Source organism: Streptomyces sp. NPDC026394, assembly GCF_055567735.1.
This window is the reverse complement of the sequence record NZ_JBVHPX010000002.1, coordinates 735,050-759,996: the sequence shown is the minus strand read 5'-3', so window position 1 is coordinate 759,996 and position 24,947 is coordinate 735,050. Positions and strand designations below refer to the sequence as shown.

The 24,947-nt window shown below is 73.1% G+C and carries 22 protein-coding genes and 2 tRNA genes; 11 read left to right on the top strand and 13 right to left on the bottom strand.

Going from position 1 to position 24,947, the window contains the following annotated elements; genetic code table 11:
• The first annotated feature begins 62 nt into the window (after positions 1 to 62).
• The 6 genes from ACZ4QV_RS07505 to ACZ4QV_RS07480 all read left to right on the top strand — a co-directional run bounded on the left by ACZ4QV_RS07505 (position 63) and on the right by ACZ4QV_RS07480 (position 6,785).
• The gene (locus ACZ4QV_RS07505; RefSeq protein WP_467762669.1) at positions 63 to 1,445 is read left to right on the top strand and encodes a peptidoglycan-binding protein; all 1,383 of its coding nucleotides are present in this window, start codon (positions 63 to 65) and stop codon (positions 1,443 to 1,445) included.
• A 278-nt stretch (positions 1,446 to 1,723) separates the two neighbouring features.
• A complete protein-coding gene (locus tag ACZ4QV_RS07500; protein ID WP_467762668.1) occupies positions 1,724 to 2,980 on the top strand; it encodes an SPFH domain-containing protein in 1,257 nt (418 codons plus the stop codon).
• 33 nt (positions 2,981 to 3,013) lie between these two features.
• Entirely contained in the window at positions 3,014 to 3,964 is a 951-nt protein-coding gene (locus tag ACZ4QV_RS07495; RefSeq protein WP_361614784.1) for a C40 family peptidase, read from the top strand.
• 65 nt (positions 3,965 to 4,029) lie between these two features.
• Positions 4,030 to 5,229 carry a hypothetical protein gene (locus tag ACZ4QV_RS07490; RefSeq protein WP_467762667.1) on the top strand — a complete coding sequence of 400 codons (1,200 nt, stop codon included), beginning with the start codon at positions 4,030 to 4,032 and terminating at the stop codon, positions 5,227 to 5,229.
• A 168-nt stretch (positions 5,230 to 5,397) separates the two neighbouring features.
• A complete protein-coding gene (locus tag ACZ4QV_RS07485; protein ID WP_361144676.1) occupies positions 5,398 to 5,991 on the top strand; it encodes a lytic polysaccharide monooxygenase auxiliary activity family 9 protein in 594 nt (197 codons plus the stop codon).
• A 206-nt stretch (positions 5,992 to 6,197) separates the two neighbouring features.
• Positions 6,198 to 6,785, top strand: coding sequence for a lytic polysaccharide monooxygenase auxiliary activity family 9 protein (locus ACZ4QV_RS07480; RefSeq protein ID WP_361585435.1), 588 nt, complete (start codon positions 6,198 to 6,200; stop codon positions 6,783 to 6,785).
• 68 nt (positions 6,786 to 6,853) lie between these two features.
• Here ACZ4QV_RS07480 and ACZ4QV_RS07475 read toward each other — a convergent pair.
• From ACZ4QV_RS07475 to ehuB, 6 genes are all read right to left on the bottom strand, one after another.
• Positions 6,854 to 6,927: transfer RNA gene (locus ACZ4QV_RS07475), tRNA-Lys, on the bottom strand.
• A 113-nt stretch (positions 6,928 to 7,040) separates the two neighbouring features.
• Positions 7,041 to 7,799 (bottom strand): IclR family transcriptional regulator, encoded by a 759-nt coding sequence (locus ACZ4QV_RS07470; RefSeq protein ID WP_031011220.1) that lies wholly within the window; start codon positions 7,797 to 7,799, stop codon positions 7,041 to 7,043.
• Positions 7,800 to 8,099: 300 nt separating this feature from the next.
• Entirely contained in the window at positions 8,100 to 8,942 is an 843-nt protein-coding gene (ehuA, locus tag ACZ4QV_RS07465; protein WP_467762666.1) for an ectoine/hydroxyectoine ABC transporter ATP-binding protein EhuA, read from the bottom strand.
• On the bottom strand, positions 8,932 to 9,585 hold the full coding sequence (gene ehuD / locus ACZ4QV_RS07460) for an ectoine/hydroxyectoine ABC transporter permease subunit EhuD (protein WP_361144669.1): 654 nt from the start codon (positions 9,583 to 9,585) through the stop codon (positions 8,932 to 8,934). Before ehuD ends, ehuA begins: the two co-directional genes overlap by 11 nt.
• Complete coding sequence (gene ehuC / locus ACZ4QV_RS07455; protein WP_361144666.1) at positions 9,582 to 10,313, bottom strand: ectoine/hydroxyectoine ABC transporter permease subunit EhuC; 732 nt, start codon at positions 10,311 to 10,313, stop codon at positions 9,582 to 9,584. The genes ehuD and ehuC overlap by 4 nt, the downstream gene beginning before the upstream one ends.
• Positions 10,310 to 11,239 carry an ectoine/hydroxyectoine ABC transporter substrate-binding protein EhuB gene (ehuB, locus tag ACZ4QV_RS07450; protein ID WP_361144663.1) on the bottom strand — a complete coding sequence of 310 codons (930 nt, stop codon included), beginning with the start codon at positions 11,237 to 11,239 and terminating at the stop codon, positions 10,310 to 10,312. The genes ehuC and ehuB overlap by 4 nt, the downstream gene beginning before the upstream one ends.
• Before the next feature lie 269 nt (positions 11,240 to 11,508).
• Here ehuB and ACZ4QV_RS07445 point away from each other — a divergent pair, with 269 nt between their 5' ends.
• Positions 11,509 to 12,009 carry a DUF3830 family protein gene (locus ACZ4QV_RS07445; protein ID WP_361144660.1) on the top strand — a complete coding sequence of 167 codons (501 nt, stop codon included), beginning with the start codon at positions 11,509 to 11,511 and terminating at the stop codon, positions 12,007 to 12,009.
• Here the strand turns inward: ACZ4QV_RS07445 and ACZ4QV_RS07440 are convergent.
• Both ACZ4QV_RS07440 and ACZ4QV_RS07435 read right to left on the bottom strand, forming a co-directional pair.
• Positions 11,990 to 13,414 (bottom strand): amidase, encoded by a 1,425-nt coding sequence (locus ACZ4QV_RS07440; protein WP_361144657.1) that lies wholly within the window; start codon positions 13,412 to 13,414, stop codon positions 11,990 to 11,992. The two genes, ACZ4QV_RS07445 and ACZ4QV_RS07440, sit on opposite strands and share 20 nt — an antisense overlap.
• 56 nt (positions 13,415 to 13,470) lie before the next feature.
• Positions 13,471 to 14,436 carry a D-2-hydroxyacid dehydrogenase gene (locus ACZ4QV_RS07435; protein ID WP_361144654.1) on the bottom strand — a complete coding sequence of 322 codons (966 nt, stop codon included), beginning with the start codon at positions 14,434 to 14,436 and terminating at the stop codon, positions 13,471 to 13,473.
• A 209-nt stretch (positions 14,437 to 14,645) separates the two neighbouring features.
• On the opposite strand from ACZ4QV_RS07435, the gene ACZ4QV_RS07430 reads away from it, so the two are divergent.
• The 3 genes from ACZ4QV_RS07430 to ACZ4QV_RS07420 all read left to right on the top strand — a co-directional run bounded on the left by ACZ4QV_RS07430 (position 14,646) and on the right by ACZ4QV_RS07420 (position 17,772).
• Positions 14,646 to 15,575 carry a maleate cis-trans isomerase family protein gene (locus ACZ4QV_RS07430; protein WP_361144651.1) on the top strand — a complete coding sequence of 310 codons (930 nt, stop codon included), beginning with the start codon at positions 14,646 to 14,648 and terminating at the stop codon, positions 15,573 to 15,575.
• Between the two features lie 138 nt (positions 15,576 to 15,713).
• A complete protein-coding gene (locus ACZ4QV_RS07425; RefSeq protein WP_467762665.1) occupies positions 15,714 to 16,442 on the top strand; it encodes a maleate cis-trans isomerase family protein in 729 nt (242 codons plus the stop codon).
• A 103-nt stretch (positions 16,443 to 16,545) separates the two neighbouring features.
• On the top strand, positions 16,546 to 17,772 hold the full coding sequence (locus ACZ4QV_RS07420; RefSeq protein ID WP_467762664.1) for an LLM class flavin-dependent oxidoreductase: 1,227 nt from the start codon (positions 16,546 to 16,548) through the stop codon (positions 17,770 to 17,772).
• 148 nt (positions 17,773 to 17,920) lie between these two features.
• Here ACZ4QV_RS07420 and ACZ4QV_RS07415 read toward each other — a convergent pair whose 3' ends face one another.
• Entirely contained in the window at positions 17,921 to 19,981 is a 2,061-nt protein-coding gene (locus tag ACZ4QV_RS07415; protein ID WP_467762663.1) for a putative bifunctional diguanylate cyclase/phosphodiesterase, read from the bottom strand.
• 265 nt (positions 19,982 to 20,246) lie between these two features.
• Between ACZ4QV_RS07415 and ACZ4QV_RS07410 the strand changes: the two genes are divergently transcribed.
• A complete protein-coding gene (locus tag ACZ4QV_RS07410) occupies positions 20,247 to 21,473 on the top strand; it encodes a M6 family metalloprotease domain-containing protein (RefSeq protein ID WP_361585421.1) in 1,227 nt (408 codons plus the stop codon).
• An 82-nt stretch (positions 21,474 to 21,555) separates the two neighbouring features.
• Here the strand turns inward: ACZ4QV_RS07410 and ACZ4QV_RS07405 are convergent.
• The 4 genes from ACZ4QV_RS07405 to ACZ4QV_RS07390 form a co-directional block, all read right to left on the bottom strand.
• Positions 21,556 to 21,629, bottom strand: a tRNA-Lys gene (locus tag ACZ4QV_RS07405).
• A 141-nt stretch (positions 21,630 to 21,770) separates the two neighbouring features.
• Positions 21,771 to 22,520: a hypothetical protein gene (locus ACZ4QV_RS07400; protein ID WP_467762662.1), complete on the bottom strand. Its 750-nt coding sequence runs from the start codon at positions 22,518 to 22,520 to the stop codon at positions 21,771 to 21,773.
• 191 nt (positions 22,521 to 22,711) lie between these two features.
• On the bottom strand, positions 22,712 to 23,101 hold the full coding sequence (locus tag ACZ4QV_RS07395; RefSeq protein ID WP_361144637.1) for a hypothetical protein: 390 nt from the start codon (positions 23,099 to 23,101) through the stop codon (positions 22,712 to 22,714).
• A gap of 421 nt (positions 23,102 to 23,522) precedes the next feature.
• Positions 23,523 to 24,806, bottom strand: a complete 1,284-nt coding sequence (locus ACZ4QV_RS07390; RefSeq protein WP_361585683.1) for an AAA domain-containing protein — start codon at positions 24,804 to 24,806, stop codon at positions 23,523 to 23,525.
• Between the last annotated feature and the right edge of the window lie 141 nt (positions 24,807 to 24,947).

Here is a 24,947-nt window from a genome sequence, read left to right as displayed (position 1 = left end):
TTGAGAAGCTGGGGCACGTGCGAAGGCGAACGGGAACAGAACGAGCCTGGAGGGGACCGGGAATGGCAGAGCCGGGATTCGTGGAATACGACCCCGCGGGCGGCTGCCCGTGCGGCGGCTGCGCCCAGGAGCGGCGCGCGCTCCAGCACGCGCTCGCGGTCCGGGACGGCGGGCACCCCGCCGCGCACGGCACCCGCCGCGCGCTGGTCCTCGTGGCGACCGCCGGAACGGTCCTGAGCAGCGGCGTTGCCGGATCCGGGGCGGCCGCCGCGCTCGGCGCCGGGGCCGGTACGGGCGCGCCGGCCGGCCGCGAGCGGGCCCTGCTCACCCCCGCCGTGGCCCACGGCCCCGGCCACCTCCGGGCCGCCCGGCCGGACACCCCGGCCCTCTCCCTGACCTCGGGCGCGACCCCGCAAGGGCAGGTCGGCGGGCTGTACGGGGGAACGGGCAGCGGCCGCGGGCGGGCCGTGGCCGCCTCCTCGCCCCGGCCCCTCACCCGGGACCAGATCATCGCGCGGGCCCAGCGCTGGGTCAGCGCCCAGGTCCCGTACGACATGAGCCGCTTCTGGTCCGACGGATACCGCCAGGACTGCTCCGGATTCATCTCGATGGCCTGGAACCTCGGCCGCAACCAGTGGACCGGAAGCCTGGCCCAGTACGGCATCCGTATAACGAAGAGCGAACTGCGGCCCGGCGACATGCTGCTCTTCCACAACCCGGGAAATCCGGGCGCCGGGTCGCACGCCACCATTTTCGGCGGCTGGGCCGATTCCTCCCGTACGCGCTACATCGCGTACGAGCAGACCCGGCCCCACACGGTGAAACGGTCCACGCCGTACGCCTATTGGAGCAATTCGGCGGGGTACGTCGCCTATCGCTACCGCGGCCTCGCCGAAGGCGGCGATCCGGGCGGTGACCCGGGCAGCGGCACCTCGGCGTTTCCCGGCGCGGGGATGTTCGGGCCGGGCGCGGACAACGCGTACGTCACCCGGCTGGGCCGGATGCTGGTGGAGCGCGGCGGCGGCCGGTTCTACCGGTCCGGGCCGGGCCCGCGCTGGAGCGAGGCGGACCGCGGGGCCACCGAGGCGTTCCAGCGCGCCCAGGGCTGGACCGGCGCCGAGGCGGACGGCATCCCGGGCCCGGCGACCTGGTCGTACCTGGTCAACGGGGTGGGCCGGGACATCGGCAGCTCCGGTGGCGGTGGCGCCACGGCCTTCCCCGGCCGGGGCTGGTTCCGGCCCGGCCAGTCGAACGGATATGTCACCAGCCTTGGAAAACGGCTGGTGAGCAAGGGTTTCGGCAAGTACTACAGCTCCGGCCCCGGGCCCCGGTGGACGGAGGCGGACCGCCGCAACGTCGAGGCGTTCCAGCGGGCCCAGGGCTGGACCGGCCGGGACGCCGACGGCTACCCCGGCCCCGAGACATGGCGGCGACTCTTCCGATGACGGAGCGCACGATGGCGACGAAGACCGAGACAGCGGACAGCGGGAACGACGCGGCGGGGGAACCGGGGGCGGAGCGTGGCGGGGCGGGCGGGGCGGGGGAGAAGGCTGCGCTCGCGACGGCGGCCGGCCGTACTGACGCGAAGTCAGGGACGGGGGAGAGCAGTGAAGCTGAGGGTACGTCAGCCGGGGGTGCTCCGGCGACCGGAAGCACGGACGCACCCGCACCACCCCCCTGGTCCGCTCGCCTGCGGACCGCCGGGCACGGCGACAGCATCCCCATGGACATGCTCTTCCGCGCCGAACCGGACACCGGCACCGGGCCCGCCGAGGCGGACACCACCGAGCAGCCACGGGTGGCGGCCCCGCCGACGGGCCGGGAACCCGCCCGCGTCACCCCCGCCGACGCCGCCGTGGCCGGCATCGCCGCCGCGACCGGCCTGCTGGACACCGCGGAGCGCGCCGCGCTCGACGGCGCACTCGGGGTGGCCGCCGCGGGCAGCCGGTCCCGTACGGAGGACGCGTCCGCCGCTCCCGGAGGCCGGGACGCGGACGCCGGTACGGCCACGGGCGGCGGGCCCTCGTGGTTCCGCGAACTCCGCGGGAGCACCGGGCGCCCCGTCCCCGAAGAGGACTCCGGCCTGGCCGAGCGGCGCGGCTTCTCCCTCTCCGGCTGGCTGGCCCTGTTCGCCGGTCTGCTGGCGATCGCCTGTTCCGTGGCGTTCCTGTGGCGGCGGGGCATGCTGCCCGCGTCGGTGGTCCGGGCCCTGGGCCTGGAGATCGCCGTCCGGCCCGCTCCCCACCTGTGGGAGTGGGCCCTGGCCGGCCTCGGCGCGGTGGTGGCGGTGTACGCCTTCGGCGGGCTGGCCCGCGGGCGGGTCGGCAGCGCCTGGGTGCTCACCCTCTTCGGGCGCTACCGCGGCAGCGTGCGCCGCACCGGCCTGGTGTGGATCAACCCGCTGGTGCTGCGCCGCCGCGTCGACGTACGGCTGCGGCACTGGCGCAGCGAGGCGATGCCGGCGGTCGACGCGGAAGGCATCCAACTGCGGGTCGTGGTGCTCGTCGTCTGGCGGGTCAGGGACACCGCACGGGCCCTGCTCACCGTCCGCGATCACACCGCCTACCTGCGGGAACAGGTGGAGTCGGGCATGGCGCGGGTGCTGTCGCAGCTCCCGGCGGACGCGTTCCACGACGAGGCGCCGACGCTGCGCGACGCCCAGGCGGTCGGCGAGGCCCTCACCCAGGTGCTCGCCGCGGACTGCCGCCCGGTCGGCATCGAGGTCTTCTCCGTCCAGCCCACCCGGATCGAGTACGCGCCCGAGGTGGCGGCGGCCATGCAGCGACGGCAGATCGCGGCGATCGACGCCAAGCACCGCGACAGCGTGCTGACCTCGGTCGTGGACGCGGTCGACGACACCGTCCACCGGCTGACCAGCAGAGGGCTGGTGGAGCTGGACGACTACGAACGAAAAGCCCTGGTCAAGGACCTGACCGTGGCTTTCTACACGGCGCGCGGCAGCGCCGCCGGCAAGAGCTGACAGAGCTGACACAGCGGAGAGGCAGGCAGTGGGATGCGGACACCGGTGTTCTTCGAGGTCGTCGGGGCCGACTGCGGATGCGCCTTCTGCAGCGGGGCCGCGGTCGAGTCCGCGGCGCGCCACGGCGGGAGCCGGGCGCGGTGCACGGTGCGGGGCGTGGTCGCGGCGGCGGTGGGCGCGGTGACGCTCGTCGGCGCGGCGGCGGGTACGGCGGGCGCCGAACCGGCGCCCCGCCACGCGGGCTGGGACGGTACGAAGTACTGGTACCGGGACGCCACCGGCTGGTGGCGGTGGACCAGCCACTACGCGAAGTACGCCCGGCACGCGGGCAGCAGGTCCGCCACGGCGCCGGCCGCGTCCGCCGCGCCCTCCACGACCCGTACGGGGGCGCGCGGCCACAACCCCGCCCCCACCTTCCGGGGCCGGTCCGGCTGGGACGCCGTCGACCGGGTGTACTGGTACCAGCAGGGCGGCAGCTGGTGGTGGACCAGCCACCGGGACCGCTACGAGGCCCGTACGGGCAGGCCGGGCGGACCGGGCGACGACGTGCCCGACGGCAGCGATGCCGGCGCGGACTCCGGTTCCCCGGGCAGCGGTACCGGCAAGGGCACCCCCACCCGGTACGGCACCGAGACCGCGATCCGGTGGGCGATGGCGCAGATCGGCAAGCCCTACGCGTGGGGCGGCAACGGCCCGTCCGCGTTCGACTGCTCCGGCCTGGTCCAGCAGGCGTACCAGCGTGCGGGCATCTCGCTGCCCCGGGTCGCCGACGCGCAGTACCGCGCCGCCGAACCGATCACACGGTCCCAGCTACGCCGCGGTGACCTGGTCTTCTGGTCGACCGACGGCTCCTCGTCGGGCGTCCATCACGTGGCGATCTACCTCGGCGGCGGCCAGTACCTGGAGGCGCCGCGGTCCGGCCGGTCGGTCCGGATCTCGTCCTTCGCCGCCTACCGTCCCACCTTGTACGGGCGGGTCGGCTGACCGCGCGGTCAGCCGTCCGCCGCCCGCTGCCGCGCGGGCCCGCTCCTGCAGAAAGGCCGACCGTCATGGCGTCGACAGCGCCCACCACCCTTCCGGCCCCGCCCGACGGACCGTCCGCGGGCCCGGACCCCGCGATACCCGGCCCGGCCGCACCGGGCTCCGCCATACCTGACTCCGCTCCCCCCGAGGGGACGCCCGGCGGGGCTCTTGGCGGGACGTCCGACCCGGGAGCGCACGGGTTCCTGCCGGAGCGGCCGCCCGTACGGACCATGACCGGCACCTGGGAGCGGCTGAGCGAGCTGGCCGGCGCGGCCGCCACCGCGCCGGACGCGGAGACCGCCCGTGACCTGGTCGCCCGGGCGGGGCGCAACGGCGAACTGACGGCGCTGCGGCAGCGCGTCTCGCGGCTGTCACCGCGCAACGCCGACGCCGCGTCCCTGCGGGTGGCGGTGATCGCGGCGGCCTGCGGCTGGAGCGCCCTGGACCCGGCCGCCCCCGCCTCCCCGCGCACCGCCGACGCCGCCTTCCTCGCCCTGTGGTCGGCCGTCGCGCACCGCGTCGACCACCAGCAGTTCGTGGCGCTCCCCACGCTGGCCCTCCTGAACTGGGCGCCCGAACGCAAGCCGCGCCGCCGTCTGCCCATCGACCAGCTCGCCCGTACGGAGGCGCTGGTCCCCGTCGTGCGCTGGTCGCCGGAAGGGGAGCCGCTCGGCCGGCTGGACCGGCTGATGCTGGCCACCACCCGGCTGGAAGCGCACGGCATCTGGCTGCTGCGGCTGGCCGGGACGCTCGCCGGGTGCGCCCCCGGAGACGCGTCCACCGGTACGGCGCTGCGCCGCCTGATCCGCATCCAGCACGCGCTGCGCGCTCAGCTCCGGAGCGAGGCGGCGGAGCTGCGGGCGGCCCCGGCTTCCGCACGGCAGGGCGCGGTGCTGGGCGCGCTCGCGGAGCAGGGGGCACTGGAGCCGCCGGTGTTCCTGGCGGCCGACGCGGTGCTCGGCGCGGGCGGGCGCCGGTCGGGGGAGAGCGGCCGGCATCTGCTGCGCCGCCATCTGCCGGTCGCCCAGCGCGCCTGGCTGACCGTTCTGGACCGGCACTGCGCGCCCGTCCGCACCCTCGCGCACCGCGGGGGCCCGGACGCCGCGGTCTACCGCGAGGCGCAGGAAGCACTGATCGCGCTGCGGCGTACGTACGCGGGTCTGGTGCACTGCGCCGCGCACCCGGGAGGGTTTCCGGACGCCGGCCGGCTGAACGCCGTGGCGTGATTCCGCGGGAGCTGTTGGGACGGCCGTAGGGAAGCGGCAACCGGCCGTCCGCTTGTTATTGGTCTGGACATGTCCATGCAGCGTCACTACCCTTCCTTTTGGTCTAGACCGCACGACGCGCACGTCAGCAGCTCATGGAACACCCCCCTCGTTCTTCAGGAGCACCACATGCGTAAGAAGCTCAGCGCTGCCGTGGTCGGTCTCGGCATCGCCGGAGTGTCCCTGTTCGCCACGGGCAGCGCTTCCAGCCACGGCTACAGCGACGCACCCCCCAGCCGCCAGGCGCTCTGCGCCAAGGGCACCGTCAAGAACTGCGGCGCGATCCAGTACGAGCCGCAGAGTGTCGAGGGCCCCAAGGGCTTCCCGGCCGCCGGTCCCGCCGACGGCAAGATATGTTCCGGCGGCAACAGCGGGTTCAAGGAGCTGGACGACCCGCGCGGCGGCAAGTGGCCCGCCACCCACCTCAAGGGCGGCCAGGGCTACACCTTCCAGTGGCGCCTGACGGCCCGGCACGCCACCACCGACTTCCGGTACTACATCACCAAGGACGGCTACGACCCGAGCAAGCCGCTCACCCGGGCCGACCTCGAACCCGAGCCGTTCGTGACGGTGCCGATGGGCGGGCGGCAGCCGGCCGCCACCGTGCAGCACCAGGGCACGGTGCCCACCCAGAAGTCCGGCCACCACATCATCCTGGGTGTCTGGAACATCGCCGACACCGGCAACGCGTTCTACGCCTGCTCCGACGTCAACCTGTCGTAACCGGCGCCGGAGCCTGCGCGGGCCTCCCTGTCCTTCCTCCGGGGAGGCCCTCTCCGCCCGCGCGCCCCGCTCCCTCCCGCGAGCCCGTTCGCATCCGTCGGCCCGCCTCCCCTAGGCAGCACCGACCGGCGGGAATATTCTGCTGGTTGGTCTGGACCGCAGTGCACTCGGCTCGCAGGAAACCCCCCTCATTCCGGGAGCGAAGCATGCGCAAACGGATCAGCGCGGCCGTCGTGGGACTGGGCGTCATCGGCGCGACGGTCCTGTCGACCAGCGGCGCCGGCAGCCACGGCTACACCGACGCCCCCGTCAGCAGACAGAAACTGTGCGCCAACGGCACGGTGAAGAACTGCGGCGCCATCCAGTGGGAGCCGCAGAGTGTCGAAGGGCCCAAGGGCTTCCCGAACGGCGGACCCGCCGACGGCAGGATCTGCTCCGGCGGCAACAGCCGCTTCAAGGAACTGGACGACCCGCGCGCCGACCAGTGGCCCGCGACCAAGGTGAGCGCGGGCTCGTACACCTTCCGCTGGCGCTTCACCGCCCCGCACCGCACCACGGACTTCCGCTACTACATCACCAGGAACGGCTGGAACCCCAGCCGTCCGCTGACCCGGGCGGACCTGGAACCGGCCCCGTTCCTGACCGTCCCCTACAACGGTCAGCAGCCGCCGACCACGTACTCGCACCCGGGCACGCTGCCCGGCGGGAAGACCGGCAGGCATCTGATCGTCGGGGTCTGGACGATCGCCGACACCGGTAACGCGTTCTATGCCTGCTCGGACATCGAGTACTGAGCGGAAGAACGTACGGAAAAACACGAGTGGGCCTCTCGAAGCTGTGCTCCGAGAGGCCCACTCCCAGGTGCGCCGCCAGGGACTCGAACCCCGGACCCGCTGATTAAGAGTCAGCTGCTCTAACCAACTGAGCTAGCGGCGCGCGCTGACAAAAGAAATACTACCTGGTCCGCGGGGGTGCTCCTGACCACGGCGCCGCCCGCCCCGTCCGGCGCCCTCCCGGCGGCTCGGAACCCGGGGCCGGGCGCCCCGCAATCAGAGCGTCAGCGACAGCAGCACCGGAGCCGCCCGCCGGTTCAGCGCGTCGGCGGCCTGCCGCAGCCGGTGGGCGTGCTCCAGCGGGAGCGACAGGGCCAGACAGCCGACTGTGGAGCCCGCCGTGATCGGTACGGCCGCGCAGACCGTGCCCACCGCGTACTCCTGGAGGTCCAGCATCGGGACGGTCGGCGGCTGGCTGTCGAGCTTGTGGAAGAGCACCTTCTCGTTGGTGATCGTCCGCGAGGTGAGGCGGGCGGTCTTGTGCCGGGAGAGGTGGTCCATCCGGCCGTCGTGGTCCAACTGGGCCAGCAGGCATTTGCCGACCGCGCTGGCATGTGCCGTCCGGCGGAATTCCGCCCACTCGTTGACCTTGGGGGCCCGCGGTCCGTCGGCGTAGTGCAGGATCTTGACCTCGCCGTCGATGTAGCGGCTGATGTAGACCGCCGCGCCCACCGAGTCGCGCAGCTCGACGAGGGTGCGCTGGAGCTTGTCGCGCAGCGCTTCCTCGCGGCCGCCGCCCGAGCCGAGCAGGACCAGGGACTCGCCGACGACGTACGCGCCGTCGGCGACCTGCGCGACATAGCCCTCACGGCGCAGCATCGCCAGCATGTGGGCGAGGTGCCCGGTCGGCAGACCGGTCTCGCGGGCGATCTGGACGTCCGACACACCGCAGGCGTGCCGGGCGACGGTTTCGAGTACGCGCAGGGCGTACTGCACCGAGTGGAAGGGCGCGGTCGGCTCGGGCTTCAGCGCCACGGTGTCCCCCTAGCAGGTTGTGACCGTTTGCGTCGCTGCCGTCGCCGGCGGTCACGACCGACGAACATTACCGGCCGTTCCCGGGCAGCGGGGCACATACCACGATAGCGGCCGAAGCCGCCCGCCGGAGGGGGTCTTGACCGAAAAGGGGGGATGGCCACGCACCTGTACAGGGGCGTGGTCCACCGGCATATGCCCAGGTCATCCCGGGCCGTGACGGAGCCCGGGTGCGCCGCCCGACGGGCACCCGGAACGCGGCCGCAGCCGCTCCCGGGCGCCGCGTGGAACGGACCGCGCCGGTCAGAGGACCGCGCTCAGGAACTCCCGGGTGCGGTCGTTCTCCGGCTCGCTGAAGATCTTCTCCGGCGTCCCGAACTCGATCACCCGTCCCTGGTCGAACATCATCACGCAGTCGGAGATGTCCCGCGCGAAGTTCATCTCGTGGGTCACACAGAGCATGGTGATGTCGGTGGTGTGCGCGATGTCGCGCAGGACGTCCAGCACGCCGGCCACCAGCTCCGGGTCGAGCGCGCTGGTCACCTCGTCCAGCAGCAGCACCTGCGGCCGCATGGCCAGGGCGCGCGCGATGGCCACCCGCTGCTGCTGGCCGCCGGAGAGCTGCGACGGGTACTTGTCGATGTGCTGCGTCAGGCCCACCAGGTCCAGCAGCCCGCGGGCCCGCTCCTCGGCGGCGTCCTTGCCCAGGCCCAGCACGTGCACCGGCGCCTCGGTGATGTTGCGCAGCACCTTCATGTTGGGGAAGAGGTTGAACTGCTGGAAGACCATCCCGATGTTCTTGCGCACCTCCCGGCAGTGCTTCTCGCCCGCCGGTACGAGCTTGCCGTTCTTCTCCTCGTGGGTGAGGTACGCGTCACCGACCTTGATCTTCCCTTCCTCCGGCTTCAGCAGCGTCATCAGCAGCCGCAGGATCGTGGTCTTGCCGGACCCGGAGGGGCCGATCAGCGTCACGTGCTTGCCGGAGTAGACCGTCATGTCCAGCGAGTCCAGGACGGTGTGCGCGCCGAAGCGCTTGGTGACCCGGTCGAAGCGGACCAGCTCGGGGCCGTCCTCCGCGGTGCCGACCGTGGGCGGCTCGGGCTGCGCCGGCTGTCCCGGCTGTGTGGGGGTGCTGTCAGCGGACAAGGCGACGCTCCAGGACTCGCAGGAGAAGAGAGGTGGGGTACGAGATCACGACGAACAGGACGCCGACGACCGTGATCGGCTCCATGTAGTCGAAGGTGGTCGCGCTGATGCTGTTCGCCTGGAAGAGCAGGTCCGCGACCGTGATGGCCGCCAGCATCGGCGTGTCCTTGAACATCGCGATCACATAGTTGCCGAGCGCCGGGACCACCCGGCGGAACGCCTGCGGCAGGATCACCGCGGTCCAGGTGCGCCGGCGGGGCAGGCTCAGCGCCGTCGCCGCCTCCCACTGGCCCTCCGGGACGCCGTCGATGCCCGCCCGGTAGACCTCGGCGGTGTACGTCGAGTAGTGCAGCCCCAGGCCGATGACGCCGGTGGTCAGCGGGTCGAAGGTCAGGCCCCAGCCCGGCAGTACGAAGAAGAGGAAGAACAACTGCACCAGCAGCGGAGTGTTGCGCACGAACTCCACGACGATGCTGACCGGCCAGGTCACCCAGCGGCTGGGGGAGCGCAGCGCCAGGGCCCACACCAGGCCGAGCACGAACGCCACCAGCGAGCCGAGCAGCGTCGCCTGCACGGTGATCCACAAGCCGTGGAGCAGGTCGGGCAGGATGTCGCCGACGTACTCCCAGGACCAGTTGTTCACGGCTTACCTCCGGGGGCGGTGGGCACCTGCGGGCCCGGCCCGCCGATCGGCAGCCGCCGCGAGAACCAGCCGGACTTCTCCGGCGCGCGGCCGATCGACGCCTTGGCCCGGCGCTCCAGAAGGCGCATGATCCGGGTCACCACGAACGCGATCACGAAGTAGAGGACCAGGATGATCCCGTAGACCTGGGCGCTCTGGCCCGTGGAGAGCCGGGCCAGCTTGGCCTGGAAGGTCAGCTCCCCGATCGACAGCAGCGAGGCCAGCGCGGTGCCCTTGAGCAGCTCGATCAGAAGGTTGTTGAACGGCGGCATCATCTCCGGCACGGCCTGCGGCAGGATGACCTTGCGCAGCCGCTGCCACGGCGTGAAGCTCAGCGCGATCGCCGCCTCACGCTGGGCGGGGGCCACCGCCTGGACGGAGCCGCGCACGACCTCGGAGCCGTACGCCCCGTAGGACAGGCCGAGCGCCAGGGTGCCCGCCCAGAGGCCGGCCAGTTGCCAGCCCAGCAGCGGCAGCGCGAAGAACAGCCAGAACATCAGGACCAGCGCCGAGGTGCCGCGGAAGAACTCCACGTAGACACCGGACAGGAAGCGCACGATCCACAGCCGGGACGTACGGGCCAGGCCGATGCCGAAGGCGACGGCGGCGGCCAGCACGGCGCTGTAGACCATGAGCTGGACGGTGATCCACACCCCTTCGAAGAACAGTTCCCACAAGGCTCCGGTCACCGGGCACAGAGCTCCTTCGCCGTGAGGTCGGTCATGAACTCCTCGGTGAACCCGAAGGGCCGGGCGATGCGCAGGAGTTCGCCGCTCTTCTTCATCTTGTGCAGCTCGCCGTTGAAGGCGTCGCGCAGCGTCGTCTCGCCGATCCGGAAGCCGTAGCCGCCGCCGTCCCGCTGGGGTCTGCCGTCCACCACCGGGGTGAAGGGGCGGGTCATCTCCACCGTGGGGTGTTTGCCGGTCTTCAGCGCCTCCATCATGGTCAGCGCGGTGCCGGCGAAGCAGTCGATGCGCTCGGCCTCCAGGGCCTCCAGGCCGGCGATCTGGTCGCCGTACGTCTGGATCTTCCCCTTGGCGACGCCGTTGCCGACCGCGTAGTCGATCTCCGCGTAGCCGATGCCGGTGCCCATCCGGAAGCCGCCCTCGGCCACGTCCTCGTACGAGGTGATCTTCTTCGGGTTGCCCTTCGGCACGAGGAAGCCGTCCTTCGACTCGTAGTCCGGGTCGGAGAAGAGCACGGCCTGGCAGCGGGCCTTGTTGATGAACATGCCGGCCACGATCACGTCGTACTGGAAGGAGTGCAGTCCGGGCACGAGTGCCTGGAACTCCACCGGCACCGGCTCGAAGCGCTCCACTCCCAGCCGCTGGAAGATGGTCTTGGCCACGGCGGGTGCCTCGCCGGTCAGTTCGCCCTGGCTGTTGATCGACGCGTACGGCGGCTCGCTGGCGATGCCCATCCGTACGACTTTCCTGCTGCGAAGATCGTCGAGTAGGTGTCCCCCGTCCGTAGCTCCGGTGATGTCGACCTGTGAGCAGCCGGCCGTCGCCCCCAGCGCCCCCGTCAAACCCAGCGCCGCCGCTCCTGCGAGCAGTGAGCGGCGGCGTAACCCTGATGCGGTGTTTCCTGAGCTGTTCCCCTGTGGTGGAGCCATGGGCGCGCGGCTACCCGAGCCCGTTGAAAATATGCCTATCGTTTCCGGCCCTTGATGCAAGCGGTGCGGGGTCGTGGCGCATGTCGGTCATGCGTGCATACGACACCCGTTCGGGGGCGGCAATTCCGTTGTGCGGTTGGCTGATTGGCGACGGTCGTCAGCGGCCGCGCGCCGCGGGGAGAGCCGAGGGTGCCGCGTCCGGTGGTCCCGTGTGCATCGGGCTGCCCGCTGGTCCACCATGGAGGCGCAAAGCACCGTTAGGAGGCAAAATGGTCGACCGTTTCATCGAAGTCTCCCTCGACAAGCGGGGCGTGAGCTGCACCGCCAAGCTGCTCGACGACCGCGCGCCGGTCACCTGCAAGGCCGTCTGGGACGCCCTGCCGCTCGGCGGCGACGTCTACCACGCCAAGTACGCCCGCAACGAGATCTACGCCCTCGTCCCGCCGTTCGCCCCGGAGGAGCCCCCTCTGGAGAACCCGACCATCACGCCCATCCCCGGTGACCTGTGCTACTTCACCTTCAGCGACACCCAGTTGGGCACCGCCTCGTACGGCTACGAGAGCCAGGCCAAGCACCAGGGCCGCGCCACCGTCGTCGACCTCGCGCTGTTCTACGAGCGCAACAACCTGCTGATCAACGGTGACGCGGGCTGGGTGCCGGGCATCGTGTGGGGCTCGGTGGTGGACGGCCTGGACCGGATGGCCGACGCCTGCCAGGACCTGTGGCGCGCCGGCGCGCTGGGGGAGACCCTCAGCTTCCGCCGGGCGTAGGCGGCGCGGGCAGGCGCGCGGCCCCCGATGTGCAGAGGGCGTGCGCGGCGCGCAGCACCAGCGCGTCCGCGTGCCGCGCACCCACGAGCTGCACCCCGATCGGCAGCCCGTCCCCGTCCACGCCGCACGGCACGGTCGCGGCGGGCTGCTGCGTCATGTTGAAGGGGTACGTGAACGGGGTCCAGCCCGTCCAGCGCGTGTGCCCGGACCCGGCCGGCACCTCGGCGCCCGCCTCGAAGGCGGTGATCGGCTCGGTCGGCGTCACCAGCAGGTCGTACGTGCTGTGGAAGCGGCCCATCGCCACGCCCATCGCCATCCGTACGTCCACCGCCGCCAGGTAGTCCAGCGCGCTGCGCCGCGCGCCCTCCGCGCAGATCTCCCGCAGACCGGGGTCGAGCAGCTCCCGCTGCGCGTGGCTCAGGTGCTGCACCACCCGGGCCGCGCCGCTGAACCACAGGGTGTGGAACTCCTCCACCGGGTCGGCGATGTCCGGGTCGGCCTCCTCGACGTGCGCCCCCAGCCCGGCGAGCCGGTCCACCGCGCGCCGCACCGCGGCGGCGACCTCCGGGCGTACCGGCACGTCCCAGCCCAGCGACGGGCTGTACGCCACCCGCAGCCCGGCGACCGGTCGCTCCAGCTCCTCCCGGAACGACCCGGCGGGCGGTGCGAGCTGCGACCAGTCCCGCCAGTCGGCCCCGGTGATCACGTCCATCAGCAGGGCGGCGTCGGCCGCGTCCCGGGTCATCGGCCCGACGTGCGCCAGCGTCCCGAACGGACTCGCCGGATACAGCGGCACCCGCCCGTACGTCGGCTTCAGCGCGAAGATCCCGCAGAACGCCCCGGGGATGCGCACCGACCCGCCGCCGTCCGTGCCCAGACTCAGCGGCCCCGCGCCGAGCGCCACGGCCGCCGCGCTGCCGCCGCTGGAGCCGCCCGCCGTACGGGACGGGTCGTACGGATTGCCTGTCACCCCGTGCCGCGGGCTGTCCGTGACGCCCTTCCACCCGAACTCGGGCGTGGTCGTCTTGCCCACGAACACCGCGCCGTGCTCGCGCAGCCGCGCCACCGACGGCGCGTCCGCGTCCCAGCGCGCGCCCTCCTCGCACACCGTGTGCGAGCCGCGCAGCGTCGGCGCCCCACGGGTCAGCAGCAGGTCCTTGACCGTGGCGGGTACCCCGTCCACCAGCCCGGCGGGCCGCCCGGACCGCCACCGCTCCTCGGACTCCTTCGCCGCGGCCAGCGCCTCGTCCGCGTCGATCCGGGTGAAGGCGTTCACCCGCTCCTGCGCCCACCCTGCCCGTTCGAGTACCGCCTGCACCGCTTCGACCGGCGAGAACTCGCCCGCCGCGTACCCGGCGACCAGCCGCACCGCCGAGCAGTCGGCCAGATCCGTCACCTCAGCCATCCCGACCTCCCTTCACGAACCCTGCGCGCACACTCCGCTCCCACGGTCCCGGAAGATCAGGAGCCCGGTACGTAGCCCAGCCGCTTGTCCACCACATTGGTGAGCGGCTCGCCCGCCGCCCACCGGTCGAAGTTGTCCGCGAACTGCTCGGCCAGCGCGTCCCGCCAGCCCAGCGTGTCGCCGCTCATGTGCGGGGAGACGATCAGGTGCGGCACGTCCCACAGGACGCTGTCCGAGGTCAGCGGCTCGTGCTCGAAGACGTCCAGGGCCGCCGCGGCGATCCGCCACTCCCGCAACGCCGCCACCAGGTCGTCCTCGACGACGAGCGCTCCGCGCGCCACGTTGACGAAGCGGGCCCGCTGCCGCATCCGGCCGAACGCGGCCCGGTCGAACATGCCGCGGGTCTCCTCGGTCAGCGGCGCCGCGCACACCACCCAGTCGGCCGTGCCCAGCAGACCGTGCAGCGCGCCGCCCGCGTGCACCCGGCCGAACTCGGGATCGTCCGTACGCTCCCGCCGCCCGACCAGATCCACCCTGACACCCAGTGCCAGCAGGGTCCGGCCGATGGCCCGGCCGATCGGCCCCGAGCCCACCACCACGGCGCGGCTGCCCGCCACCCGCAGTGTCTCCCGGTGCCGCCAGCGCCGCTGCCGCTGGAGCTCCCAACTGCCGTAGAAGTCCTTTGCCATGGCGATCACCAGACCCGCCACGTACTCGGCGATCGGCTGCTCGAAGACGCCGCGCGCGTTGGTCACCAGGGTCGTGTCCGCGGCGAGCTCCGGGCACATCAGCCGGTCCACGCCCGCGCTCGCGGTGTGCACCCATACGGGGCGCGGTCCGTCGCCGGGCCAGGCCTCGCGGACCGCGTCGGAGGTGAAGTCCCACGCCAACACCACGTCGGCGTGCGGCAGTCGGTCGGCGAAGGTCTTGTCGTCGGCGTAGACCAGCCGGGCCCGGCCGGCCAGCCGGTCCAGTTTGGGAGGCGGGTCGGAGCCGAGGACAAGGACGGTGCTTTCGGACATAGGCCAGAAACCGTTCTGAAACGTGAGCCCCCTTGAATGAAAGGAGGCGCCGACAGATGCCTGAGATGCGAGGATTGACCACGCTAAGAAGTCGTAACTACCGTGTCAACAACGGCTCTGTCCCGACGTCCCCGGCTCGTGCCGGTCGCACCACGAACCCCTGGCCAAAGGCCTTGCCCTTACCAGCCCTTCGCTCTTCTGGGGGCATCATGGACGTCTCATTTCTGGGGGGACCGAAGCCTCAGCTCGGTGTGGGTGTCGTCGCTCCGTTCGACTTCGCCCTGGACCGCGAGCTGTGGCGCTGGATCCCCGACGATGTGTCCCTCCACCTCACCCGGACCCCTTTCGTGCCCGTCGAGGTGAGCCTCGACCTGGCCCGCCTGGTCAGTGAACACGAAACCCTGCACGCCGCCGTCCAGGCGCTGTGCGCCGTCTCCCCGCAGGTCGTCTCGTACGCCTGCACCTCGGGCAGCTTCGTCGGCGGCGTGGCGGGCGAGCGCGCCATGTGCGCCGCCATGACCCGGGCGGGGGAGCGGCTTCCGGCGCTCACCACCTCCGGCGCGCTCCTCGAAGCGCTGCGCGAGATCAACGCGTGGCGGATCGCGGTCGTCACCCCCTACACCAAGTCCGTCACCGACTCCCTGGAGGAGTACCTGAAGGAAGCCGGCGTCACCGTCACCGGCCGCGCCTACCTGGGCCTGACCCGGCACATCTGGAGAGTGCCGTACCGGGACGTCGTCGACATGGCCCGCCAGGCCGTCGTCGGCGCCGCGGACGCGCTGTTCATCAGCTGTACGAACCTGCCGACGTACGACGTCATCCCGCAGCTGGAGGCCGAACTCCGGATGCCGGTCCTGTCCGCCAACCAGGTCACCATGTGGGCCTCCCTGCGGGCCATCGGAGCCGAGGCCGTCGGCCCGTACCAGGCGCTGGTGGACCCCGTCGCCAGACGCGGACCGGCCTCCATGACCGCCTCCTGGGCCCCCGAGGAAGGGGCCGGGATACCGAGGTGCGGCGGTCTGTCCGAAGCGGCGTTCGCCGGGTCGGCGGTCCCGTCCTCCGAGGCGGAACCGGCCGACGGACCGGACGTACCGCCCTTTCATCCCCCGGAGGAGCCCGGCCCGCCGGCGCCGGTCTGACGGGTACGGGCGGCGCCCGCCCGGCCGCCGCCCCCACCCCGCGTCCACCCGCGCGCCCCGCGCACGTACGCCCGGGGCGGCGCGCGCACCGCGGCACACACCCCCGTACGCATCCCCCCACCCCGTCAGGAGACGTGCATGGCATCCACGGTCGGCTTCCTCTACCCCGGCCACTCCGCCGAGGACGACTACCCCCGGCTCGAAGCGCTCCTCGGCAACGGACTGAGTCTGCCGCTCGTCCACACCGACATCGGCGAGGACGCCCACCGCGTCGACGCGCTGCTGGAGATGGGCTCCGCCGCCCGGCTCGCCGCCGGCGTCGCCGAACTCAAGAGCCGCGGCGCCGAGGCCGTCGTCTGGGCCTGCACCAGCGCCAGCTTCGTCTTCGGCTGGGAGGGCGCCCAGGAGCAGGTGCGCGAGCTGTCGGCCACCGCCGGGCTGCCGGCTTCCAGTACGTCCTTCGCCTTCGCGCACGCCGTACGGGCCCTGGGCGCGGAGCGCGTGGCCATCGCGGCGACCTACCCCGACGACGTCGCCGAGTGCTTCCGCGCCTTCCTGAAGTCCGCGGGTACGGAAGTCGTCTCGACCCGCGGCAGCGGGATCATCACCGCCGCCGAGGTCGGCACCTGGGGCCTGGAGGAGGTCCTCCTCCTCGCCCGTACGGGGGACCACCCCGACGCCCAGGTGGTACTGCTCCCCGACACGGCTCTGCACACCGCGGACCACCTGCCCGCCATCGAGGCGGAGCTGGGCAAGCCGGTGCTCACCGCCAACCAGGTCACCGCCTGGGAGGGGCTGCGGCTGCTGGACCGGACGGTCGTCTGCCCGGCGCTGGGCACGCTGTTCGCGGGGGCGCCGGCGGGGTAGCCGGGGGCCGGCCTCGGGGGCCCGCTGCGCGCGTTCGGGAATAACCGGAGAAGTGCTCCGGTTGTCCCCCGGGCAGACCAGCGACGCGAGGAGGGCCCGCACCGTGAGCGGCGACCACGACGACATCCGGGACCACGACGGAAAGCGATCCGGCGACGGGGCCGGGACCGGTGCCGGCACCCCGGCCGACGACGCCCGCGACGGCGACGCCCGGAACGGTGACGCGCGGAACGGGGATTCCCGGCCCGGCGACGGCATCCGGGGCGCGGCCCGCGGCACCGCGCCCGTCCCCCTGTCCGTACTGGACCTGGTGACCGTGGGCGCGGGGCACACCGCCTCCGAGGCCGTACGGACCGCCGTCGGCATCGCCCGCACGGCCGAGCGCCGCGGCTTCCACCGCTACTGGGTCGCCGAGCACCACTCGATGCCCGGTGTGGCGTCCTCGTCGCCCGCGGTCCTGCTGGCGCACCTCGCCGCACACACCGACCGCATCCGGCTCGGCTCCGGCGGCGTCATGCTGCCCAACCACGCGCCGCTGGTGATCGCCGAACAGTTCGGCACGCTGGAGGCGATGGCCCCCGGCCGCGTCGACCTCGGCCTCGGCCGCGCGCCCGGCACCGACGGCGCCACCGCTGCCGCCCTGCGCCGCACCGAGCGGCTGCACGAGGGGGCCGACGAGTTTCCGCAGCAGCTCGCCGAGCTGACCCGCTTCCTGGACGACGACTTCCCCGACGGGCACCCCTACAGCCGCATCCACGCGGTGCCGGGCCCGGTCCAGGCGACGTCCCCGGGCGGCGTCCAGTCCGCGCACCGGCCGCCGCTGTGGCTGCTCGGCTCCTCCGGCTTCAGCGCCCAGTTGGCGGGCCGCCTGGGCCTGCCGTTCGCCTTCGCCCACCACTTCTCGGCGGCGAACACCCTCCCCGCCCTGGACCTGTACCGCGAGTCCTTCCGCCCCTCCGCGGTCCTCTCCGAGCCGTACGCGCTGATCGGCGTCGCCGCGTTGGCCGCCGAGGACGAGAAGGAGGCGCACCGTCAGGTCCTCACCGGCGCACTGTCCATGATCCGGCTGCGCACCGGGCGCCCCGGGCTGGTGCCCAGCCCCGAGGAGGCGGCGGCGTACGCGTTCAGCGGCATGGAGCGCGACTTCGTCGACAACTGGCTGTCCAACATCATCTACGGCACGCCGGACGCGGTCCGCACCGGTCTGGACGACCTCGCCAAGCGCACCGGCGCGGACGAGCTCATGATCACTGCCAACGCGCACGGCGGCGACGTGCGGCTGCGTTCGTACGAGCTGATCGCGGACGCGTACGGGCTGCCGACGGTGTGACGGCCGTAAGCCCGACGGTGTGACCGTCGCGCGGACAACGGCGCGACTTCGGTACCGCTCCGGGAACGGGCGGATGCATCGGAGCGGGCGGAGGGAGCGCGCAGCGGGTGGAGGGAGCGCGCTGCTCCGCCCGCTCCCTCCGTGGCCACTACGCGCCGGTCTGCCGCCCCGCGCCGATCAGGTCGCAGACCCGGTCCGGGGGCACCGGGCGGGAGTACAGCCACCCCTGCCCGGTGTCACAGCCGATACGGCGCAGCCGTTCCGCTTGCTCGGCGCTCTCCACACACTCCGCGGTGACCGTCAGGCCCAGCCGGTGCGCGAGCGCCACCAGCGCCTCCACGATCGTCTCGTCCGCCGGGTTCGGGTGCTCCTGCGAGCGGAAGCCCCGCACGAAGGAGCCGTCCAGCTTCAGCACGGACACCGGCAGCCGGCTGAGGTAGGCCAGGTTCGAGTAGCCGGTGCCGAAGTCGTCGATGGCGATCCGTACGCCCATCTCGCTCAGCGCCTGGAGCGCCTGGAGCGGGCGCCCGGCCGAGCCCATCACGGCCGACTCGGTCAGCTCCAGCTGGAGCAGGGCGGGCGGCAGCCCGGTCTCGGCGAGGATGCCCGCCACGTCCGCCACCAGGTCGGAGTCCCACACCTGCCGTACGGCGACGTTCACGCTGACGAACAGCGGCTCGGCTCCGGGACGCGCTAGCTGCCAGGCGCGGGCCTGGTGGCAGGCGCGGGCCAGCACCCAGCGGCCCAGCTCGACGATGGCGCCGTTCTCCTCCGCCAATCCGATGAACCGATTCGGCGACAGTGTGCCGAACTGCGGATGCCGCCAGCGCACCAGCGCCTCGACGCCCTGCGCCCGCCCGTCGCCGAGCCCGACCAGCGGTTGGTACTCCAGGGTGAACTCGCCGCGGTCCACCGCGGGCCGCAGCGTGCTGGACAGCGCCTGGCGGGTCATCCGGTGCGCGTTGCGCTCGGGGTCGAAGAGCGTCCAGCGGGCCTTGCCGTCCTCCTTCGCCCAGTACAGCGTGGTGTCCGCGGCCTGCATCAGGCCGGTCGCCGTGGTGCCGGTCGCCGCGCGCTCCACGACGCCGATGCTCGCCGAGACCGACAGCCGCTGACCGGCGAGGTCGAACGGTCGCTGGAGCGCGTCCAGGACGCGCTGTGCCAGTTCGGCGAGTTGTTCGGTACCGGCCGAGTCCTCCACCAGGAGGGCGAACTCGTCGCCGCCCAGCCGCGCCACCAGGTGGCCGCTGCCGCCGCGTACCGCGCCGCGCTCGGCCAGGCTCTCGGCGCAGTGCGTCAGGCGCTGGGCCACGGCGCTCAGCAGCCGGTCGCCGACGCGGTGCCCGAGGGTGTCGTTGACGGCCTTGAAGCCGTCCAGGTCGAGGTAGCACAGGCCGACCCGGCCCGTACCGTGCTGCTCGAAGGCGGCCGACTCCAGCGCGCCCGCGAGCCGCTCGAAGAACAGCGCGCGGTTGGGCAGCCGGGTCACCGGGTCGTGCATCTGGAGGTGGCGCAGCCGTGCCAGCAGGTCGTGCCGGTCGCTGATGTCCGCCACGGACAGCAGGACGCAGTCCTCGTCCGGCAGCGGCTCGACCGTCACCTCGGCCCACAGGAACTGCCCGTCGGGATGTTTCAGGCGTCGGGTGCACCGCAGCCGGTCGCTGTGGCCGCGCAGGACCTCCTGGTACGCGGCCCAGATGCGCGGGTCGGTGCCCAGTTCGGTCAGATCGGCGGCGGTGGCCGCGACCAGGTCGTCCGGTGCCGCGCCGACCAGTTCGCCGAAGGCGGGGTTGGCGGCGAGCACCAGGCCGTCGCGGTTCAGTACGGCCAGCGGGGTGCGGGCGGCCCGGAAGGCGGCGCGGTAGTCGCGCAGCGAGGCCGCCGAGCCGTCGCCGGCGTCGGGTTCGCCGCGGGCGCCGGGCCGCGGCTCGCCGGGTGGGCCGGACGGGCCTGGCCGGGGGTGTCCGTCGGCCGTGGTGGACCGGATGGGGCCGGCGGCCGCGGTGGGGCCGTCGGTGGGTGCCGGGCCGGAGGCGCCGTCCGGGCCTCCGTCGGATTCATTGGTCGGTTCTTTACGCTCCGTCACCGCGGAGAGCGTCGTTCCGGGCGCGCGGCCCGTGCCGCCGGGGTATCCGCTCACTGCTCGCTCCCGCATGGCGCTTGTCTCGTGATGGAGGGGGGAATCCGCGCTGGAAAGTGTGGCGATCATAGAGGCTGCCGCAAGGGCCTATCCAGCGACGTAACCGTGATCATCGGCACCCGTGGCGGAAGTTTGGCCATTTCCGTCCGGCTGTGTTCGTGCGTATCCGGTCAACGATCGATAGTGACTTTCCGTTACGGGGTGGGGAGTTGGGCCGGTCACTCGTCTGGGGCCCCGGAACAGGACGGAATCCGGCAATTCCCCACAAAGTGGTGAGGGTGCTCCGAATCCGTACCGGGAGGTCGATGTGCCACGCGCCCAGCAACCTCCGGAGGTGGGCCGTCGCGTGCTGCGCCGGGTGGCCGCCGTGGCCACCTCCCTCAGTGCCGTCATAGCCACCTCCGTCATCGCGGGCCCCGCCACCGCGTCCGAGGGAACGCCGCCCTGCGCCCTGGCCCGTACCGACGCCCACCACTCCGAGGGGCTGGACACCTGGAACCGCGCCTACCCGCGCCCGGTCCGCACCCTTGACGCCGTCATGGTCTTCCTGTCCTTCCCCGACTCCGAGCCGGTAGTCGACCCCCGCGAACTGGCCGCCGACTACTTCCCGGCCACCACCCGCTTCTTCGAGCGCGCGTCCTACGGCCGTTTCACCCTGCGCCCCGACGTCCAGCGCCGCTGGGTACGGATGCCGCGGACCTCCAGCGCGTACGGCATACGCCGGGACTGGGAAGCCGGCGACCGCGCCGCCTACCTCCGCGACGCGGTCGCCGCCGCCGACGGCTCGGTGGACTTCAGCCGCTACGACGTCGTCTACCTCGTCGCCGACCCGGACGCGGCCGGCGTCGACTCCGACGCCACCAAGGTCGTCAACCTCGACCTGCCGCTGCGCGCCGACGACGCCGACCTCAGCCGGTTCGTCACCCTCTTCGAGCAGAGCCCGCCGGACCGCAACGTCCTCGCCCACGAGACCGGCCACGTCTTCGACCTGCCGGACCTCTACCACCGGCCCCGGGAGGGCAAGGGCGACTGGGACACGTACGTGGGCGACTGGGACCTCATGGGCAGCCAGTTCGGCCTCGCCCCCGATCCCTTCGGCTGGCACAAGTGGAAGGTCGGCTGGCTCGGCGGCCGCCAGGTGACGTGCGTCTCCCTCGGCCGGGACCGGCGCTCCTCCGTGCACACCCTGCGGCCGCTGTCCGCACCCATGGGGCCGGGCGACGCACGGCGGACGCGGCTGCTGGTCGTCCGCACCGGTCCGCGCAGCGCGCTGGCCGTCGAGGCGCGCGGCGCGGTGGGAAACGATCACGAGGTCTGCACCGAGGGCGTGCTGGTCTACCGCGTGCACAGCGAGACCGCGTCCGGCAGTGGCCCGATGGAGGTACTGGACGGACACCCCGGTACCGAGGCGTGTTGGGGGACTTCCGTATTCCCCCGGCTTGCCGATGCGCCGCTCGGCGAAGGCGAAAGCCTGGACGACCCCAAGGACGGGGTGCGGGTACAGGTGTACGGGCGGTCGTCCTCGGGGGACTGGACGGTCAAGGTGGAGCGGAGCGGCTGAGGGCGGGTGTCCGGGCGGCGGCCCGGCGGTTCCACGGCGTACGAAGAAGGCCCCCACCGAGGTGGGGGCCTTCTTCTGTCGGTGCGCCGCCAGGGACTCGAACCCCGGACCCGCTGATTAAGAGTCAGCTGCTCTAACCAACTGAGCTAGCGGCGCCTGCTGACGTGGAAAACATTAGCATCCTGAACGGGTGGCGCAAAAATCGATTCAGCGAGGCCCGCCCCGCACCGGGGTGTGCGGGGCGGGACGCTCCGGGCGGGCCCGTGTTCCGGGGCTCCGGGGCGGTGGTGGCGCTGGTCACAGCGGTGGGGTGAGGCTTGGCGCCGTTCGGGTGGTGGAGAGGTCGGCGGGGGCGTCGTCGGGTGCTGTGGGGGCGGCGGTGGCGACGGTGGCGGTGGCGCGCCGGGCGGCTCGTATGCAGGCCCAGAGGAGGGCGCCCGGTCCGGGGAGCCAGGGGTGGCGTACGTCCGGGGCCACCAGCCAGCGGGAGGCGGTGAGGTCCTGGGCACTGTGGCCGGACGGGGGTGTCGGATCGGTGTGGGGGATGTGAGTGGTGTGGGGCGTGGGGGACGTGTGAGACGTAGGGGACGTGTGGGGGGTGTGCGGCGGGTCCGGCTGGGGTGGCCGCTGGGGGAAGAGGGGCGGGACGGTCACCGCGTCGCCCGGTCCGTGGCAGAGCAGCGGCGGTACGGAGCCGGACCACTCCTCCCAGTCGAGCAGGGCGGGCAGCCGCCGGGCCGTGCCGGGCTCGGCGAAGAGCAGGATGCGGCCGCGATGGGTGGCGACGGGGCCGGACCCGGGCCCCGCGGTCCATAAGCGGTCCACCAGGTCGCGGCCGAAGAGCGCGGGCGCGTTGATCACGTCGAAGACCGTGCCGCACGGCAGCGTGCTCGGCGCCTCCGGACAGGAAGCCCACCGGGCGTGCACGTTCTCGGGGCACGGGGCGGCGGAGGCGAGCCAGTCGGCGCCGGCGAGGGTGACGTACGCCGCGGTGTGGAACGCCGCGGGGGCAGGGCGGCGAGGGTGTTCGGAGGGCCAGTCGCTCATGGGCCCGGTTTACCGGTATGCGGTGTTCCGTTTCTGCGGAATGGCCGAAATCGGGACAGGACGGGGCGGTGTGGGGTATGTTCCCGCGCTCGCATATGCCAGCGACCCATGATCAACGAGTGGGATCACGGGCCGAGGGCCGAGGAGAGGCCGAAGCGGGCGGGAAGCGGGCGCCGGAGCCGCTGAACCGTTCAGTCGGTGGTGGCGTCCAGGCGGCTGCCGCCACCGCCGCGCAGCAGGCCGCGGCCGAACTCCACCATCTTCGCCGCGTAGTCCTCGGTCCAGTCCGCGCGCTCCGCGATCACGGAGAGCGGCAGCCGGTCGAAGCGCCGGGGATCGGCGAGGTGGGCCGCCGCCATCGCCTGGAACTCGGTGGCCCGGTCCGCCGCCGCGCGGAAGGCGAGGGTCAGCTCGGTGGAGCGGGCGAGCAGCTCCTTGGGGTCCTCGATGGACTCCAGGTCGAAGAAGTGCTCGGGGTCGGACGTGGCCTCCGGAGGCTCGAAGAGCAGCGGAGCCGGTTTCAGGCGCCGGGGCGCGGAGGCGGCTCCGCGCGGGTCGGAAGCCGGTTGCGGCTCGGACATGTACGTACCTCCTGGATCGTGTGCCGCGTTCCATTGTCCCGCGTCGCGCAAGTGCGCCTGGCGACGCGCCCCTACGGGGTTCAGCCGCCCGCCGGGAGCGGCACGTCGCATGCCGCGCGCCCCCGTTCCGCGCCTGCACCGCCACCGTACGGCCGCACGCGGCGCACCCGGGCACCAGTGCGCCGCTCCGGCCGGCTCCCGCCCCCCCGCCCGCTCTCGCGCGCGGCGGCACGGGCCGGCTCCCGCCCCCCGCCCGCTCTCGCGTGCGGCGGCACGCCACGCCGCGCGGGCCGACCCGGACAGCGCACCGGCCGGCTCCGACAGCCTCGCGATCCGGTCGCGCCCGACCGCGCCCGGCCGACCCGACCGCGCCCGGCTGCCCCGGCCGACCCGACCGCGCCCGGCTGCCCCGGCCGACCGGTCAGGGCCGCCACGCCACCCGGTGTTCGTTCAGATGGGCCAGGACCGCGTGGTTCGCTTCCCAGCCGTCCGGGAACTTGACCGTGACGCCCAGCTGGACGGGGTCCGCCGAGGGATGTTCGTCCAGCAGCTCCGGTATGCCGGCCCGGCTGACCACGATGCAGGCGTGCCGGTGGCGCGAGGCCAGTACGCACAGCCGGCCGGTCTCCAGGTGGAAGGCGGTCGCGTCGGGGCGGCCGGAGAGCGGGTGCAGGAAGACCGTGACGTCGAACTCCCGTCCCTGGAGGCGGTTGGCGGTGTCCACCGCGACGCCGCCGACGCCGAGCCCGGCCAGCGCGGCCCGTACCGCCGCCGCCTGGTCGCGGTGGGCCGTGCCGACCGCGATCCGGTCGGCGGTCAGCGGCGCGGGATCGGGGCCGCGCTCGCTGGTGGCCGCGCCGCCCCGGTCGAGCAGCCGCCGTACCACCCGCGCGATGGCGTGCACCGCCTCCGGGTCCGTACGCGGCGTGTGGCGGGCGGGCAGTTCGAGCAGGCCCCAGCCGGATGCGGCGGCCTCGTCCAGCACCCGGTCGACTCCCGAGCCGTCGGAGGGCACCCCGAAGGCGAGCCGCCGGTCACCGTGGTCCGTGCCGCTGCGGAACGGCGTGTAGGGGTAGAACGCGTCGGAGACCAGCCGCGCCGCGGAGGCGGGCAACCGCCACGACACCGGCAGCCGGTGCTGTGGCAGGCCGGGGTTGTGCGCCAGCAGGGTCGTCACGGCGCTGGCCGACGGGTCGTAGGCGAGCCCGGCCCACTGCTCGGCGCCGACCACGCTGAACGGGTCCAGTTGCCCGGGGTCGCCCACGAACAGCGCCCGCTCGAACAGCCCGCCGACGGCGAGCAGGGCGTCCGAGCGCATCTGGTACGCCTCGTCCACGATGGCGTGCTGCCACGGCTCGTCGACCTTCGTGTAAGCCCACTTGGCGGCCGTCGAGACGACGATGTCCAGCCCGGCCAGGTCGGCGACCTTCGACGACGTACGGACAGCGGGCAGCTCCGCCAGCGCGGGGTCGAACGCGCCCGGCTCGCTGCTGTGCAGCCGGCCCACCGGCAGCTCGGGGTCCTTCTCGGCGATCCGCAGCACCAGGTCGTCCACCTGGGCGTTGGTCTGCGCGACGATCATCAATGGGCGTCCGGCCGCGGCCAGTTCGCGAGCCGCCCGTACCACCAGGGTGGACTTGCCCGCGCCCGGCGGTGAGTCGACCACGACGCCGCGGTGGGTGCCGTGCAGCGTGCTGCGCACGATCGCGTCGGTGGCCTCGGCCGCCGCCGCGCTCGGGTCGAAGGACGCCGCGCCGGGGGCGGACGGCGCCGCGCCCGGGGCGGTGTGCGGTGCGCCGTCCGGCCGCCGGGCGGCCGGCACGTCCGGGTGCGCGGGGCGGGCCTC